The following is a 14785-nucleotide window of genomic DNA, read 5'->3' on the forward strand; positions in this document are numbered from 1 at the left end:
CCGAGGCGATCGGCGCGGCGCGGGAAATGGTGCGGTGCGCGCCTCTCCCGCCAGGTCGGCCGCGGTCGCCGCCTCATTTCTCGCGGGCTGCGAGTAATGACCGGACGCGAGCGCGCATGCGATGATCGACGACGTTCCCCACCCGAATGGACGGCAGAACGGGGGCGGCGCTGCAGAATGGCGCCGCACTCCACGTCCGACCGCGTCGGGAATGGTCGGCCCACCGGCGGCGGAACGAGGAGAGATGTCCGATCTCGGCAGTCTGGTGAATGCCTGCCTGATGCCCGGGTTCGCCGGTCCGGACGTTCCCGGGTGGGTGCTCGACGCGCTCGGCGACGGGCTCGCCGGGGTCTGCCTCTACGGGCAGAACCTGACCGCCGGTGGCGCCGACGGGCAGGTGGCCCGCCTCGGCGGCGCGGTGCGCGCGGCGCGGCCGGACGCGCTCGTCGCCGTCGACGAGGAGGGCGGGGACGTCACCCGGCTGGAGTACCGGACCGGCAGCAGCTACCCGGGCAACCTGGCCCTCGGCGTGCTCGACGACGAGGAGGTGACCGCGGGGGTCGCCGCGGCCATCGGCGCGGACCTCCGGCGCGCCGGCGTGAACGTCGACCTGGCGCCGTCGGTGGACGTCAACAGCGACAGCCGCAACCCGGTCATCGGGGTGCGCGCCTTCGGCGCCGATCCCGGGCTCGTCGCCCGGCACGGGGCGGCCTACGTGCGCGGCCTGCAGTCGACCGGCGTCGCCGCGGCCGCCAAGCACTTCCCCGGGCACGGGGCGACCACTGTCGACTCGCACCTGGACCTCCCGGTCGTCGACGTGGACGAGGCGACGTTCCGCCGCCGCGAGCTGCCGCCGTTCGTCGCGGCGATCGAGGCCGGCGCCCGGCTCGTGATGACCTCGCACGTCGTGTTCCCCGCCCTCGACGCGGCCCCCGCCACGCTGAGCCGCCGCCTGCTGGTCGACCTGCTGCGCACCGAGCTCGGTTTCCGCGGCGTGGTCGTCACCGATGCGCTCGACATGGCCGGGGTGCGGGCGGCGCACGGCATCCCACGCGCCGCGGCGCTGTCACTGGCCGCCGGCGCCGACCTGCTCCTCGTGGGCGCCGAGGACGGCGAGGAGCACTGCGCCGCCATCCGCGAGGCGGTCGCCGGGCACCTGCGCGATGGCACGCTGACCGAGGACCGGCTGCACGAGGCCGCGGGCCGGGTGGCCGGGCTGCGTCGTGAACTGGCCTCGGCCCCGACCGTCGACGTCGGTGACGCGCCCGCCGACATCGGTGTGCGGACGGCCCGGGCGGCCCGACGGGCCCGCGACCTGCGGCAGCTGCCCGCGCCCGCGCTGGTGGCCGAGCTGCGGGCGGAGGCGAACATGGCGGTCGGCGCGGCCGGGTGGAGCCTGGCCGACCCGTTGCGGGAGCTCGGGCACCTCGACGCCCTGGTGACGGTCACGGACGGCGGCCCCACCCCCGACGCGGTCGCCGGTGCAGCGGCCGGCCGGCCGCTGGTCGTGGCGGTCCGGGACGCGTACCGGAGCCCGTGGCAGGAACGCTGGCTGCGCCGGCTGGCGCAGCTGCGGCCCGATGCGGTCACCGTCGCGCTCGGCATGCCCGACGACCTCGCGCTCGTGCCCGGGCCGGCCGTCGCCGTCCACGGCGCCTCCCGCGCCTGCACCCGGGCTGCGGCCGAGGCGCTGGTCGGCCGGTGACCGGGCGCGGGATCTCGACGCTGCTGCGCGGCGGTCGGAAGGTCGACGCCGACGGCCGGGTGGACGGCTTCTGGGTGCTCTTCCGGGGCGACACGATCGCCGCGGCCGGCACCGGGGAAGCGCCGGCCGCCGACCGGGTCGTCGACCTGGCCGGCGCCTGGCTGACCCCCGGGTTCGTCGACCTGCACGTCCACGGCGGCGGCGGGTACGCCGCGGAGGACGGCCCCGACGGCATGCGCCGGGCGCTGGAGGTGCACCGCGCCCACGGCACGACCCGCTCGCTGATCAGCCTGGTCGCCGCGCCCGTGGAGCGTCTGGAGGCCTCCCTCGCCGCGATCGCCGACCTGGCCCGGTCCGACGAGCGGGTGCTCGGCGCGCACCTGGAGGGGCCGTTCCTGGCGGCGTCCCGGTGCGGGGCGCACGATCCCGGGCACCTGCGCCCACCGGCACCCGACGTCGTCGAGCGGCTGCTGCGCGCCGCCCGCGGCGCGCTGCGCTCCGTCACGATCGCCCCCGAGCTGCCCGGTGCGCTCGACGCCGCGCGCCGCCTCACCGCGGCCGGGGTCACCGTGGCCGTCGGGCACACCGAGGCCGACATGGCGTGCACCGCCCGGGCGTTCGACGCGGGCGCCCGGGTGCTCACCCACGCCTTCAACGCGATGCCCGGCCTCGGGCACCGCTCCCCCGGGCCGGTCGGCGCCGCGCTCGCCGACCCCCGGGTGACGCTGGAGGTCGTGCTCGACGGGCACCACGTCCACCCGTCGGTCGTGGGGCTGCTGTTCGCCGGGGCGCCCGCCCGGGTGGCCCTGGTCTCCGACGCGATGGCGGCGGCGGGCACCGGAGACGGCCGCTACCGCCTGGGCGGGGCCGACGTCGAGGTGCGCGCCGGCCGCGCGGTGCTGGCGGGCACCGACACGCTGGCCGGCTCGACGCTCACGCTGGACCGTGCGCTGCGTACCGCCGTGGCGGACGTCGGGCTGGACCCGGTCGTCGCCGTGACAGCGCTGACCCGCACGCCGGCGCGCGCCCTCGGCCTCGGCTCCCGGATAGGCCGGCTGGCGCCGGGCTCCGTGGCCGACGCCGTGGTGCTGGACGACGACTGGTCGGTGCGCGCGGTCTGGGCGGCCGGCCGTCCGGTCCGCTGACTCACCCGCCGGAGCCGGCCGGCTTGTGGGCGTGCGTGTGGCGGTAGTAGTCGGCCAGGCGCAGCCGGGAGGCCGCCGCCTCGTCGACGAACACGGCGGCCCGCGGGTGCAGCTGCAGCACCGACGCCGGGCACATGCTGCTCAGCGGGCCCTCCACCGCCGCGGCGACGGCGTGGGCCTTGCGCTCCCCCTGCGCCACGAGCAGGAGCTCGCGGGCCTCGAGGATGGTGCCCAGCCCCTGGGTGAGGCAGTGCATCGGCACCTCGTCGGGGGAGGCGAAGAAGCGGGCGTTGTCGGCGCGGGTGCGCGGCGCCAGCGTCTTGACCCGGGTGCGTGAGGCGATGGACGACGTCGGCTCGTTGAACCCGATGTGCCCGTTGGTGCCGATGCCGAGGATCTGCAGGTCGATGCCGCCGGCCGCGACGATCGCCCGCTCGTAGCCGGCCGCCGCCTCGGCCAGGTCGGCCGCGCGGCCGTCGGGCACGTGCACCCGGGCCGGATCCAGCCCCAGCGGCCGGGTGACGGTCCGCCGGATGACCGAGGCGTAGCTCTCCGGGTGCTCGGGCGGGAGGCCGACGTACTCGTCGAGGGCAAAGCCGCGGACGCCGGAGACGTCGAGCTCACCGGCGGCGACCTGACGGGCGAGCTCGGCGTAGAGACCGAGCGGCGAGGACCCGGTGGCCAGACCCAGCACCGCGTCGCGGCGCCTCCGGACGACGGCTGCGACCCGGGCCGCAGCCTCCCGGGCCACGTCGTCCGGGCCGGGCAGGATCACGACCTCCATGCGTCAGGATCCCACCGGCTCGACCACACCGGGCACCCCGCCGCGGGCGCACACCGCCGCACCCACCGGTGCCACCGGGAGGTCGCGGGGCACCAGCTGCACCCGCTCGGGGACGGCGAGGCTCTGCAGGAACGCCGACCCCGCGGCCTGGCGCCCGGCGGCGGCCACCACCGCGTCCAGCAGCGGCGGGCCGACGTCGGCCACCCCGCCGCCCAGGACGACGTGCTCGACGTCGCAGGTGAGCACGAGCAACCGCACCGCCGTCGCCACGGCGTCGGCGAACCGGTCCCGGACCACGACCGCCCGGCGGTCCCCCGCCGCGGCGGCGGCGAAGAGGTCGGCGGCCGCCGGCCGCGCGGACCGGACGGGCCACGCGAGGTCCAGGGCGGCGCCGGAGGCGTACAGCTCCAGGCAGCCCAGCTGACCGCACGGGCAGCGGTGCCCGGCCGGGTCGTACGGGAGGTGGCCGATCTCGCCGGCGGCGCCGTGCCGCCCGCGCCGGAGCTCGCCGCCGAGCAGCAACCCCGCGGCCACGCCGGTGCCCAGGGCCAGCAGCGCCAGGTCCCCCGGCAGCCCCAGCAGCCGGGCGGCGCCCACGGCCGCGGCGTTCAGGTCGTTCTCCAGGACGACGGGAACCCCGTCCAGGCGGGCGGCGAGCACCGGCGCCAGGTCGACCCCGCGCTCGTGGATCCCCAGGTTGACCGCGTAGGACAGCCGCCCGGTGGCCGGGTCGACCAGCCCCGGCACCCCGGCGCCGACCCCCGCCAGCGCCCGCGGCGCCACGCCGGCATCGGCGCACAGCCGGCGCACCACCTCCTCGGCGGTGTCGACGACGCCGGGCACACCCGGGCGGGTCGGCACCCGCAGGGTCCGCAGCACGTCCCCGTCGGGGCCCAGGAGCACGCCCAGGACCTTCGTCCCCCCGATGTCGAGCCCGACCGAGCAGCTCCGAGCGCCGGACCGGTGCGCGCTCACCCCTTCACCGCCCCGGCCACCAGCCCGGCGCTCATCCGCTTCTGCACGAACAGGAAGAACACGATGACCGGCACGGAGATGAGCGTGGCCCCGGCCATGACGACGCCCCAGTCCGTGGCCCGGTTGGCCTCCACCAGGCCCTGCAGCCACAGCGGGAGGGTCCGCTGGTCGGGATCGGTCATGACCACCAGGGCCAGCGTGTACTCGTTCCAGGCCTGCAGGAACCCGTAGACACCGGCGGCGACGAGGCCGGGCGCCAGCAGCGGGAAGGTGATGCGGAAGAAGGCCCCGGTGCGCGAGAGACCGTCCATCATCGCGGCCTCCTCCAGCTCCAGCGGCACCCCGGCGACGAAGCCCCGCAGCATCCACACGGTGAACGGCACGATCGCCGCCACGTAGACGATGGTGAGCCCCAGGACCGCGTTCACCAGGCCCCAGCTGTCCAACATCTGGTACTGGGAGATGAACAGTCCTTCGGCCGGGATCATCTGCACCACGAGAACCGTGAGGATGAACGACCGGCGCCCGCGGAAACGGAACCTGCTGATCGCGAGCGCACCCAGGAATGCGAACAGGATGGCGACGACGAGGGTGAGGCCGGTGACCGCCAGCGACACCTTGAAGGCAGCGTAGAAATCAGGGTTCGTCAGCACGTTCCAGAAATTCGACAGGGTGCCCCCGAATGGCAGGAACGACGGCTCGCCGGTACGCATCCGATTCGTCGGCAGGAATGCGCTGTTGACCATCCAGTAGATCGGGAAGACCCACACCAGCGCGACGGCGACGGCGAGCAGGCCGAGCAGCCGCCGCCCCGTCCCGCCGCCGCGGGTGCGCCGCCGGGCGGGTGCGGGGGCACCCGTGTGCGCGGGGCTCACACCTCCTCCTTCAGCATCCGGCGGATGTAGAAGACCGTGAGCACGAAGGTGATGACCAGCATGATCGTGGCCATGGCTCCGGCCATCGAGAACTCCTTCGCCAGCGAGTAGATGTAGGTGCCGAGCAGGTGGGTCTCCCGGGTCGGTGCCCCGGCCCGCTGCAGGACGTGGATCTGGGTGAAGACCCGCAGGTCCCAGATCACCTGGAGCAGGGCGACGACGAGCAGCACGGGCGCCACCATGGGCAGCGAGAGGTGGCGCAGCCGCTGCCAGGCGTTGGCGCCGTCGAGCTGCGCGGCCTCCACGCACTCCTCGGGCACCTGCAGCAGCCCGGCGTAGACGGTGAACACCACGAAGGGCACCGACATCCAGACGACGATGACGGTCGCCACGAGGTAGAACGAGGCCGGCTCGATGATCCAGGAGTGGTGGCGCATCCCGGCCATGCCCAGCGGCTCGGCGAGCAACCAGTTGATCACCCCGTACTGCGAGTCGAACAGCCACTGCCAGACCGTCATGGTGGCGAGCACCGGCGTCCCCCAGGCCAGCAGCAACCCGACCTGGAGAGTGATGCGGGGTCCGCGGCCCACCCGGGTCAGGAGGACCGCCAGGGCGATGCCGACCAGCATCGTCAGCGCCGCGTTGACCAGGCAGAACAGCACGGACCGCCCGATCACGCCCCAGACGTAGGGGTCCGACAGCAGCTCCGTGTAGTTGCGCAGCCCCACCCACTCGGCCGGCCGGCCGAACTGCTGGGCCAGCCCGTACTCCTGGAACGAGAGCACGAACTGCCGCACCAGCGGGTATCCGAGGCCGACCGCGACGGGGACCAGCGCGGGCACCAGGAGCAGGTAGGGCCCCAGGCGGGAGCGCAGCGACCGGCGCCGCCGCGGGCCGGGCGCGGCCGCCGGAGCCGGGTGGACCGGTGGGACGGCGGCGCGCGGCGGTGCCGGCGGGAGCACCGCCGCGGGGGACCTGCGGGATGTGGACACGGTTCCTCCGGGGCGTGGGAGCGGGGGCGCGGCCGCCGCGGTCGGCGGGCGGTCGGGCCCCCGCCCCGGATCACAGGGTCAGGCGAGCGTGTCCGTGATCAGCTGGTCGGCCCGCGCCGCCGCCTCCGCCGGATCGGCACCGGAGGCGATCTGCTGGAAGAAGTCCTCCAGGATGCGGTTGGCCTCCACGTCGGCCCACTTCTCCGCCGGCGGGGTCAGCTTGGCGTCGAGGGCGGCAGCGAGCGCCGCCTCGGCGTAGACGTCGTCGCCGAGGGCGTCGGCGTACTCGCTGTTGCCCGGGATCAGGCCGTTCTCGGCGAGCATCGTCTGGTACTCCTCGCTGAAGATGATCCGCAGCAGGTCGCGGGCCGCCTCCTGGTTCCCCGACTTCGCCGGGATGGCGATGTTGGAACCACCGGCGAAGACAGTGGCCGGCTCCCCCGCCGTCGGCCCGGGGAGCGGGAAGATCCCGGTCTTCTCCTCGTTGCAGGCCTGCTGCTCGGCGAGCGCGGCCTGGGCCGCCTCCGACTCGTCGTCGGGGTCGACGCCCTGGTTGCACTCGGGCAGGTCGATGCTCCAGCGGGCCCACGTCGGGGCGGAGAACATCGCCGCCTCGCCGTTGTTGAACGGCACCCAGGGCTCGGCCGAGTCGGCGTCGCGCGGGGCGTTCGTCGCGTTCGCGAACAGCTCCTGGACCTGGGCCAGCCCCTCCTGCGACTCGGGGCTGGACAGCGCGCCGACCCACCGGTCGCCGTCCTGCTCGGCGAGGCTCCCGCCGGCGCTGTAGATCCAGGCGATGCCGTTGTACCAGTCCTGGCCGGGGAACCAGAAGCCGGAGAAGTTCGGCGTGCCTGCGGGGTTGGCCTCCTGCAGCGCGACGGCCGCGGCGCCGAACTCCTCGAGGGTCTCCGGCACCACGACGCCGGCCTGCTGGAAGAGGTCCTTGCGGTAGAACACCGCACGCGCGCCGGAGTAGTACGGCACCGCGTACACGTCGCCGTCCACCGTGCCGGCCTCCACGAAGCCCTCGAGCAGGTCGTCACCGCCCAGCTCGTCGACCAGGTCGCTGATGTCGGAGAAGGCGCCGGCGTGGGTGAAGGTCGGGCTCTGGGTGTTGCCGATCTCCACGACGTCGGGCGTCTGCCCCTCCGAGGACAGCGCCGTCTGCAGGCGCGGCACCAGGCCGCTCCAGTCCTGCTCCTCGATGACCAGCGTCATGCCCTCGTGCTCGGCCTCGAACGTCTCGACCAGGTAGTCGCGCAGCTCCTGGGGGGTGTCGGAGCCGGCCAGCCACAGCCGGATCTCCTCCGAGCTCCCCGCCTCGGCCTCGTTCCCACCGCCGCAGGCGGTCAGCGCCAGCAGCAGGCCGACGCTCGCGGCGGCGAGCCCGCTCGTGCGTACCCTCGTCATGTTGGGGTTCCTTCCTGGTGCACAGGCGGTGCCGGACAGCGCCGCCACAGGGGTGTGGTCCTCCGACTTGCAACTGGCCGGCTCGGGGTCGTCACGTGACCCCGAGCTGGCCGGACAGCACGAGGACCGCGGCCCCGGACAGGGCCCCGTCCTCGCCGAGCGAGGTCATCCGCAGCTGCAGGGAGCTGCTGACGACGGGCATGGTGCGTTCGTGAAGGGTGGCGAGCGCCGCTTCGCGCAACGGGCCGTCGAGGAGTTCGCGGGGTCCGCTGAGCACCACCTCGGACAGGTTCAGCGCGCTGACCACCGGGGCCAGGACGATGCCCAGGCGCCGCCCCACGGCGCCGAGGGCCACCGCCGCGCCCGGGGCGTCCAGGCCCTCGATCCGCCGGCGCAGCGCCGGTACCGAGAGCACCGTCTCCAGGCAGCCGCGGCGCCCGCACGCGCACGGGAGCGGGCGCCCGAGCGGAGCGCCGTCGATGTCGTCGCGCTCGTCGACGGCGGTGACGTGGCCGATCTCCCCCGCCGCGTGCTCGTGGCCCTGCACCAGGCCGCCGTCGAGCACGATCCCGGCCCCGACACCGCCCCCGACGGTCAGCACCAGCAGCCCGCCGCCGGAGGCGCCGCCGTAGGTGAACTCACCGAGGGCCGCGGTGTTGGCGTCGTTGGCGACGTGCACGGGGACACCGAGGTCGTCGCCGAGCCGATCAGCCAGCGGCAGGTCGTACCACTCGCGGTTGGGCGCCTGCAGCACCCGGCCCGAGGGGTCGATGACGCCCGGCGAGCCGACGCCGACCCCGAGCACGGGGCGGGTGGCGACCGCCACGAGGTCGCGGCACAGCGAGGTCAGCGCCGCCACGGCCGCCGCCCCGGTCCGCCCCTCGACCCGGGTCGTGCGGCGCTGCAGCAGTGCGCCGGAGAGGTCCAACACCGCGCCGTGCATCCGCTCGTCGTCGGCCAGGTCGACGGCGACGATCTGGAACGCGTCGGTGCGGACCCCCAGCAGCGTGCCGGGCTTGCCCGGGCGCCCCTCCGCCCGGGCGCCGAGCTCGGCCACCAGGCCCTCGGCCATCAGGGAGGCGACGAGGTCGGAGATGGTGACCCGGGTCAGCCCGGTGGCCCGCGCCAGGTCGGCCCGTGAGCCGGGCCCGGCGTGGAACAGGTGCTGCAGCACCATGGAGCGGTTGTGCGCACGCGCGTGTTCCGGAAGGACCTTCACGGTCGCCCGTCGCAGGTGCCCCTGGCGCGTCGTGTCCCGCATCACACTCACATTTGTTAGGACACCGTCCTTACATTCCTCTGTCAAGGGCTGGCGCCGCCGTGACCGGACCGTGACCTGCGCCGATCACTACAGCCCCGCCGCCCTCCGTCCGATGGGGAACGGGTGCGACGACGACCGCCCGCCCTGGCCCTGACCGCCCTGACCGTCAGCGCCCTCCTCGGCACCTCGGCCTGCGCCACCGCCGACGGGAGCACCGAGGCGGCGTGCCCGGCCGCGGAGCTGACCCGGCCGGGCGCCGGGGACGGGGTCTACCTGGGGGTGAACCTCGACTGGGGTGCCGCGACGCTGGCCGAGCACGGGACCGCCCTCGGCTCGCGCCCCGCCGTCGCCGTCTCGTTCACCGGCTTCCCCTTCTCCGCCGCCGACGAGCGCAACCTCGACGCCGCCGTCGAGCAGGTGCGGGACGGCGGCGGCCTGCTGCTGCTCACCCTCGAGCCGCACGACGGGCTGGCGGCGGTCACCGACGGCGTGACCGCGGACCTGGCCGAGCGGCTGGGCGGCTACAACGGCCGCGGGGTGCCCGTCGTGGTCCGGTTCGCCCACGAGATGAACGGCTCCTGGTATGCCTGGGGGCAACAGCCGGCGGCCTACGTCGAGGCGTTCCGGCGGCTCGCCGCCGCCGTCCACGCCGGGGCTCCGGGGTCGGCGGTCATGTGGGCGCCCAACTACGGCGGCGGCTACCCGTTCACCGGGGGCGCCCACGCCGCCACGCCCGATGACGTCGCGGCGCTGGACACCGACGGCGACGGCGTGCTGTCGGCGGCCGACGACCCCTACGCGCCGTACTGGCCGGGCGAGGACGCCGTGGACTGGGTGGGGATGTCGCTCTACCACTGGGGCGACGCCCACCCGTGGGGCGAGAACGAGGTGCCCGAGCCGGGCAAGTTCCTCGCCCAGCTGACCGGCACCTACGTCGGCCGGGGCGGCGACGACCGGGGGCTACCGGACTTCCACGCCGACTACGGCGAGCGGTACGGGAAGCCGGTGGCCGTGCCCGAGACGGCGGCCTTCTTCGCCCCGGGCGGCGGCGGCGCCGACGAGCTGGCCGTCAAGCAGGCCTGGTGGCAGCAGCTGTTCGATCCGCAGCTGGCCGAGCAGCTGCCCCGGCTGGCGATGGTGAACTGGTTCGAGTGGGCCAAGGACGAGCCGGAGGTCGGCGGCCGGGTGGACTGGCGGGCGACCGGCTCGCCGCGGGTCCGCGAGGCATTCCTGGCCGACATCCCCGGCTGGGCCCTGGATGCCACCGACGTCCCCCGCTGCGGCGGCTGATCCGGCAGCCGGCAGCACCGCCCGCCGGGCGCGCAGCATCCCGCACACGACGAGGGCGCAGCACAGCCCGACGCCGGCCGAGAGCCACACCATGGGCTGGTCGAGGCACCAGCCGTAGCCGGCCCACGAGGCGCACGCCCCGGAGCCGAGCCACCACCGCGCGGGCGAGAGGCCGGAGAGGTCCTGGGTGCGGTCGCGCAGGAGGCTGAGCGGCTGGGGCAGCGCGGCCGCCGCGCCCACCGCGGAGGCGACCCCGCCGAGCAGCGCCGTGGCCGCCGCCGGATCGGCGCCGAGCAGCACGGTGCCGGCCAGCCCCCCGCCAGCCAGGGCGGCGAGGACGGCGGCGCCGGACGCGGTGCGCGCCAGCGCCCGCCCCGCCCGCAGCCGCGGCTGGGTGACCAGCAGGGCCGCGAGGACCGCGGTGTTGCCGGCGCCGACGACGGCGTTGGACAGGATCTGCACGCGGTCGCCGGTGAGCAGGCCGAACGACAGCCAGCAGAGGTTGAGCGCGACGGCGAGCCAGGCGCTGGTGGGTGAGAGGCCGAGGGTGCGACGGTGCCGGCAGGAGAGCCAGACCTGGGGCCAGACGACGGCGATGCTGAGGGTGGCCGCGAGGATGCCGAGAGCGGCGGACATGGTGGAGCGGGAATCCGTTCGGAGTCGGTGCGAGAAGGTGGCCACCGGCGAGGAGCTGCGCGGGACCCGGCTCGGGGGCGCTCGTCGGTGAGCGGCATCGGCGGGGGCGGGAGGTGGCCGGAGACATCATCGGCGTTATGCATTCGTGACCCGACCGTGACCGGCCGGTTGCCTTCTGTGACCCTCGTCGCCCCGCCGTCGTCCTCCCGCGCCGCGCGACGGGTTCCGGCTCCCTAGGCTGGGCGGCCGTGACGACGCCGACCGAGACCGTCCGCGCCGCCGCCGGTTACCTGCGGTCGTGGCTGGACGCCCAGGCGCGGCACCGGCGGGTGCCCGGTGTGCAGGCGGCCGTCCGCCACGGCGGCGAACTGGTGCTGTCGGCAGCGGTCGGGGTCGCCGACGTCTCCACCGGCGCACCGCTGACCCCGGCACACCTGTTCCGCATCGCCTCCCACTCCAAGACGTTCACCGCGACCCTCGTGCTGCAGCTGGTCGAAGCCGGGCGACTGCGGCTCGACGACCCGATCGGCACGCACGTGCCGGAGCTGGCGGCAGCCGGCTCGCCGGTCGCCCGGGCGACCGTCCGCGAGTTGCTCGGGCACCAGGCCGGGATCACGCGGGACGGCGCCGACGCCGACTTCTGGCAGCTGGAGCAGCCCTTCCCGGACCGGGCAGGGGTGATCGGCGCGGCGTTGCGGGCCGGCCCGGTGCACCGGCGCAACGAGCACTTCAAGTACTCCAACATCGGGTACGCGCTCGTGGGCCTGGCGATCGAGGCCGTCACCGGGACCTCCTACGCCGACGCCGTCCGCACCCGGATCGTGGAGCCGCTCGGCCTGACCCGGACCGGGACCGACCTCGACGCGGCGCGGACCGGCGAGTACGTCAGCGGGCACACCGGGCTGCTCCTGGGTGAGGACGTCCGCGAGCCCCTCGGCCCCGCCGGCACAGGCGCCATGGCGGCGGCGACCGGGTTCTACTCGACGGCCGAGGACCTCGCCCTCTTCGGGGCGGCGCACGTGCTCGGCGACGAGCGACTGCTGACCGACGACTCGAAGCGGCTGATGCAGCGCCTGGAGTCGGTGGTCACCGCCTACGGGACCGAGGTGGGCCGGTACGGCGTCGGGATGGTGCTGACCACTGTGGGAGAGCGGCGCCTCGTCGGGCACAGCGGCGGCTTCCCCGGGCAGATCACCGTGACCTTCGTCGACCCGGCCGACGGGCTGGTGGTCAGCGTGCTGACGAACGCGATCGACGGACCGGCCGAGGAGCTGGCGACCGGGCTGGTGAAGCTGGTGGACGTCGCACTGCGCCCGCGGGCGACGGTGCCCGCACCGCCGCCCGGCGCCCCGCCGCCGTCGTCGTTCACCGGCCGGTTCGCCGGCCTCTGGGGAGTGCTCGACGTCGCCGAGCTCGGGGGCCGGCTGGTGCTCGTCCGGCCGACGTCCGCCGACCCCCTGCCGGGGGTCGAGGAGCTGGAGATCGTCGACGCCGACACCCTGCGGGTCGCCGCGCAGCCGGGTTTCGGCGCGGCCGGTGAGCTCGTCCCGCTGGAGCGGGACGCCGACGGCCGGGTGGTGTCGCTGCGGCTCGGCGGGGTGACGAACCGGCCGGTCGAGGAGTTCCGCCGCCGTCGCTCCGCCATGACCGGCCCGGCGTCGGGACCCTAGGCGCTGAGCCCGGAGAACGTCGGCATCGCCTCCTCGCCGTCCCAGGTCACGCGGAAGGTGAAGGCCTCCTCCAGCGCCTCGCGGTACTGCTCGGCCTCGGCCTCGGTGATCTCACCGGCGGCCAGGACGTCGTCGACGGCCGGGCTCCACGACTCCACGAGCGCGTCGATCAGCTCCTGCGGGTCGACGCCGATGTCCTCGGCGACGGCGGCCAAGTTCTGCTCCTGCTCCTCCATCCGCACGTGCAGCTCGTCGTGGCTGATCGCCAGCACCTCGTCGAGCACGTCCTGCACGGGCTGGTGACCGCGGTGCAGGTCGAGGCTCCCGTCGCCGTAGGCCTCCTGGACCAGCGCGATGAGCTCGGCCTCCGTCGTCACGGAGTCGACGTCGACACCGCCCGGGCCACCACCGCCGCCGGGGCCGCCGCCGGCGAAGCCACTGCCGGCGGCTTCCTCGGCCGCGACGGAGGTGCTGGTCTCCGAGCTGGTCGCGGTGCCGGTGCTGCCGCACGCGGCGGCGATCGGGACGACGGTGGCGAGGAGGAGGGTGGCGATCGTCCTGCGGAGCTTCATCGTGGACTTCTCTCGGGTCGGGGAGCCGGTCGTGGACCAGGTTCGACGGCGGAACTCGACCACCCCTGGACGTCCGCTGGGGATGCACTGGGAGAAGGTCCCGTTACGTTCCGCGACGTCTCCCAGCCGGTTCCGGGGCAGTTCCCAGCTTCGTCTCCGAGCCTCTGGGTCATGGCCCGCCCCCTCCGCCGCCGCACCCTCGCCGCGGCCGCCGCCCTCGCCGGCGGCTCCGTGCTCCTGCTGCCCTCGACCGCCTCCGCGCACAGCCTGGACAGCAGCACGCTGTCCGTGCGGGTCGGGGAGGACCAGGTGAGCGCCACGATCAGCATCGCGCTGGAGACCCTCGACGACGCGCTGGGCACCGACCACGCGGCCGCGACCGACGCCGGCTCCTACGCCGACGTGCTCACCTACCTCGACGAGCACCTGACCGTGACCGGCGCCGACGGCACCGAGTGGTCCGAGACCTACGCCGAGCCGGTTCGGGAGACGGTCGAGGGCATCGACTCGATCAGCGTGGACGTCGCCCTCGACCCCGGGGCGGCCGATCCGTCGAGCTTCACGCTGGCCTACGACGCGGTCATCGAGACCGACAGCACCCACGAGGCCGTCGTCGTCCTGACCGACGCCGCCGGCGAGGTCTCCACCGCGGGGGTGCTCGACGCCACCGACGGCACACTGCAGGTCGGGCAGACGGCCGCGACCGGGCTGGCCGACATGGTGGGCTACGGCCTGCACCACGTGCTCGAGGGCGCCGACCACCTGCTGTTCCTGATCACCCTGCTGCTGGTCGCCCCCCTGGTCGCGGGAGCGGGCCGGTGGCGGCGGGCGGACGGCCTGCTGCCCACCGTTCGCCGGGTCGTGGGTGTCGTCACCGCCTTCACCGTCGGGCACTCGCTCACGCTCGTCGCGTCGGCCCTGGGCTGGGTGTCGCTGCCGAGCACACCGGTGGAGGTGCTGATCGCGGTGTCGGTGGGTGTTGCCGCGGTCCACGCGATGCGCCCGCTGGCCCGTCACGGCGAGACCGTCATCGCCGGGCTCTTCGGCCTCGTGCACGGCCTGGCCTTCGCGGGCATCCTCACCGACCTGGGCCTGGAGGGCTCGACCTCGGTGCTCGCCCTGCTGGCGTTCAACGTGGGTGTGGAGCTGGCGCAGCTGCTCACCGTGGCCCTGCTGTTCCCCTCCCTCCACCTCGCCTCGCGCACCCGGTTCTACGGCGGGCTCCGGATCGCCGGCGCCACCGTCGCGCTGGCCGCGGCGGCCGGCTGGGCGCTCGACCGCCTCGGCGTCCTCGCCAACCCGCTCTCCGGGGCCGAGGAGGCCGTCATCGCCCACCCGTGGTGGGCGGTCGCCGGGCTGGCCGCGGTGGCCGGGGGCTGCTGGCTGGCCGACCACCGCTCCCCCGCTCCGCGCGCCGCAGCCGAGGTGCCGGCGACCGCCGGCTCGCCTGCCCCGCGGGCGTGACGCGAT

Annotated in this window: 12 protein-coding genes and 1 pseudogene; 5 read left to right on the forward strand and 8 right to left on the reverse strand. The window is 75.2% G+C overall.

Annotation, left to right across the window (positions count from 1 at the left end; genetic code table 11):
- The first annotated feature begins 244 nt into the window (after positions 1-244).
- Both ACI79K_RS01455 and nagA read left to right on the forward strand, forming a co-directional pair.
- Entirely contained in the window at positions 245-1705 is a 1461-nt protein-coding gene (locus ACI79K_RS01455) for a glycoside hydrolase family 3 protein (protein WP_456589403.1), read from the forward strand.
- On the forward strand, positions 1702-2850 hold the full coding sequence (gene nagA / locus ACI79K_RS01460; RefSeq protein WP_456598742.1) for an N-acetylglucosamine-6-phosphate deacetylase: 1149 nt from the start codon (positions 1702-1704) through the stop codon (positions 2848-2850). Before ACI79K_RS01455 ends, nagA begins: the two co-directional genes overlap by 4 nt.
- A gap of 1 nt (position 2851) precedes the next feature.
- Here nagA and nagB read toward each other — a convergent pair whose 3' ends face one another.
- The 6 genes from nagB to ACI79K_RS01490 form a co-directional block, all read right to left on the reverse strand.
- On the reverse strand, positions 2852-3634 hold the full coding sequence (gene nagB, locus ACI79K_RS01465) for a glucosamine-6-phosphate deaminase (protein WP_456598743.1): 783 nt from the start codon (positions 3632-3634) through the stop codon (positions 2852-2854).
- 3 nt (positions 3635-3637) lie between these two features.
- A complete protein-coding gene (locus tag ACI79K_RS01470) occupies positions 3638-4609 on the reverse strand; it encodes an ROK family protein (protein WP_456598744.1) in 972 nt (323 codons plus the stop codon).
- Positions 4606-5484 (reverse strand): carbohydrate ABC transporter permease, encoded by an 879-nt coding sequence (locus ACI79K_RS01475; protein WP_456598745.1) that lies wholly within the window; start codon positions 5482-5484, stop codon positions 4606-4608. The genes ACI79K_RS01470 and ACI79K_RS01475 overlap by 4 nt, the downstream gene beginning before the upstream one ends.
- The gene (locus tag ACI79K_RS01480; protein ID WP_456598746.1) at positions 5481-6476 is read right to left on the reverse strand and encodes a carbohydrate ABC transporter permease; all 996 of its coding nucleotides are present in this window, start codon (positions 6474-6476) and stop codon (positions 5481-5483) included. Before ACI79K_RS01480 ends, ACI79K_RS01475 begins: the two co-directional genes overlap by 4 nt.
- A 78-nt stretch (positions 6477-6554) precedes the next feature.
- Positions 6555-7886 carry an extracellular solute-binding protein gene (locus tag ACI79K_RS01485; protein ID WP_456598747.1) on the reverse strand — a complete coding sequence of 444 codons (1332 nt, stop codon included), beginning with the start codon at positions 7884-7886 and terminating at the stop codon, positions 6555-6557.
- 91 nt (positions 7887-7977) lie between these two features.
- Positions 7978-9063 carry an ROK family transcriptional regulator gene (locus tag ACI79K_RS01490; protein WP_456598748.1) on the reverse strand — a complete coding sequence of 362 codons (1086 nt, stop codon included), beginning with the start codon at positions 9061-9063 and terminating at the stop codon, positions 7978-7980.
- Between the two features lie 207 nt (positions 9064-9270).
- Between ACI79K_RS01490 and ACI79K_RS01495 the strand changes: the two genes are divergently transcribed.
- Complete coding sequence (locus ACI79K_RS01495) at positions 9271-10437, forward strand: glycoside hydrolase family 26 protein (protein ID WP_456598749.1); 1167 nt, start codon at positions 9271-9273, stop codon at positions 10435-10437.
- 45 nt (positions 10438-10482) lie between these two features.
- On the opposite strand, the pseudogene ACI79K_RS01500 reads toward ACI79K_RS01495, so the two are convergent.
- Positions 10483-11073 (reverse strand): annotated as a pseudogene (locus ACI79K_RS01500) (SemiSWEET transporter); the annotation flags it as partial.
- 248 nt (positions 11074-11321) lie between these two features.
- Here ACI79K_RS01500 and ACI79K_RS01505 point away from each other — a divergent pair.
- Entirely contained in the window at positions 11322-12743 is a 1422-nt protein-coding gene (locus ACI79K_RS01505) for a serine hydrolase domain-containing protein (RefSeq protein ID WP_456598750.1), read from the forward strand.
- Here the strand turns inward: ACI79K_RS01505 and ACI79K_RS01510 are convergent.
- Positions 12740-13315, reverse strand: coding sequence for a hypothetical protein (locus ACI79K_RS01510; protein WP_456589393.1), 576 nt, complete (start codon positions 13313-13315; stop codon positions 12740-12742). The genes ACI79K_RS01505 and ACI79K_RS01510 overlap by 4 nt on opposite strands.
- A gap of 171 nt (positions 13316-13486) precedes the next feature.
- Between ACI79K_RS01510 and ACI79K_RS01515 the strand changes: the two genes are divergently transcribed.
- A complete protein-coding gene (locus tag ACI79K_RS01515; RefSeq protein ID WP_456598751.1) occupies positions 13487-14779 on the forward strand; it encodes a HupE/UreJ family protein in 1293 nt (430 codons plus the stop codon).
- Positions 14780-14785: the final 6 nt, after the last annotated feature.

The organism is Blastococcus sp. SYSU DS0616 (genome assembly GCF_054051015.1).

Bases quoted from the DNA above. Each gene is read 5' to 3' on its own strand.
- ACI79K_RS01455 (WP_456589403.1), top strand. From the start codon at position 245: ATGTCCGATCTCGGCAGTCTGGTGAATGCCTGCCTGATGCCCGGGTTC.
- nagB (WP_456598743.1), bottom strand. From the start codon at position 3,634: ATGGAGGTCGTGATCCTGCCCGGCCCGGACGACGTGGCCCGGGAGGCT.
- ACI79K_RS01485 (WP_456598747.1), bottom strand. From the start codon at position 7,886: ATGACGAGGGTACGCACGAGCGGGCTCGCCGCCGCGAGCGTCGGCCTG.
- ACI79K_RS01490 (WP_456598748.1), bottom strand. From the start codon at position 9,063: ATGGTGCTGCAGCACCTGTTCCACGCCGGGCCCGGCTCACGGGCCGAC.
- ACI79K_RS01510 (WP_456589393.1), bottom strand. From the start codon at position 13,315: ATGAAGCTCCGCAGGACGATCGCCACCCTCCTCCTCGCCACCGTCGTC.
- ACI79K_RS01515 (WP_456598751.1), top strand. From the start codon at position 13,487: ATGGCCCGCCCCCTCCGCCGCCGCACCCTCGCCGCGGCCGCCGCCCTC.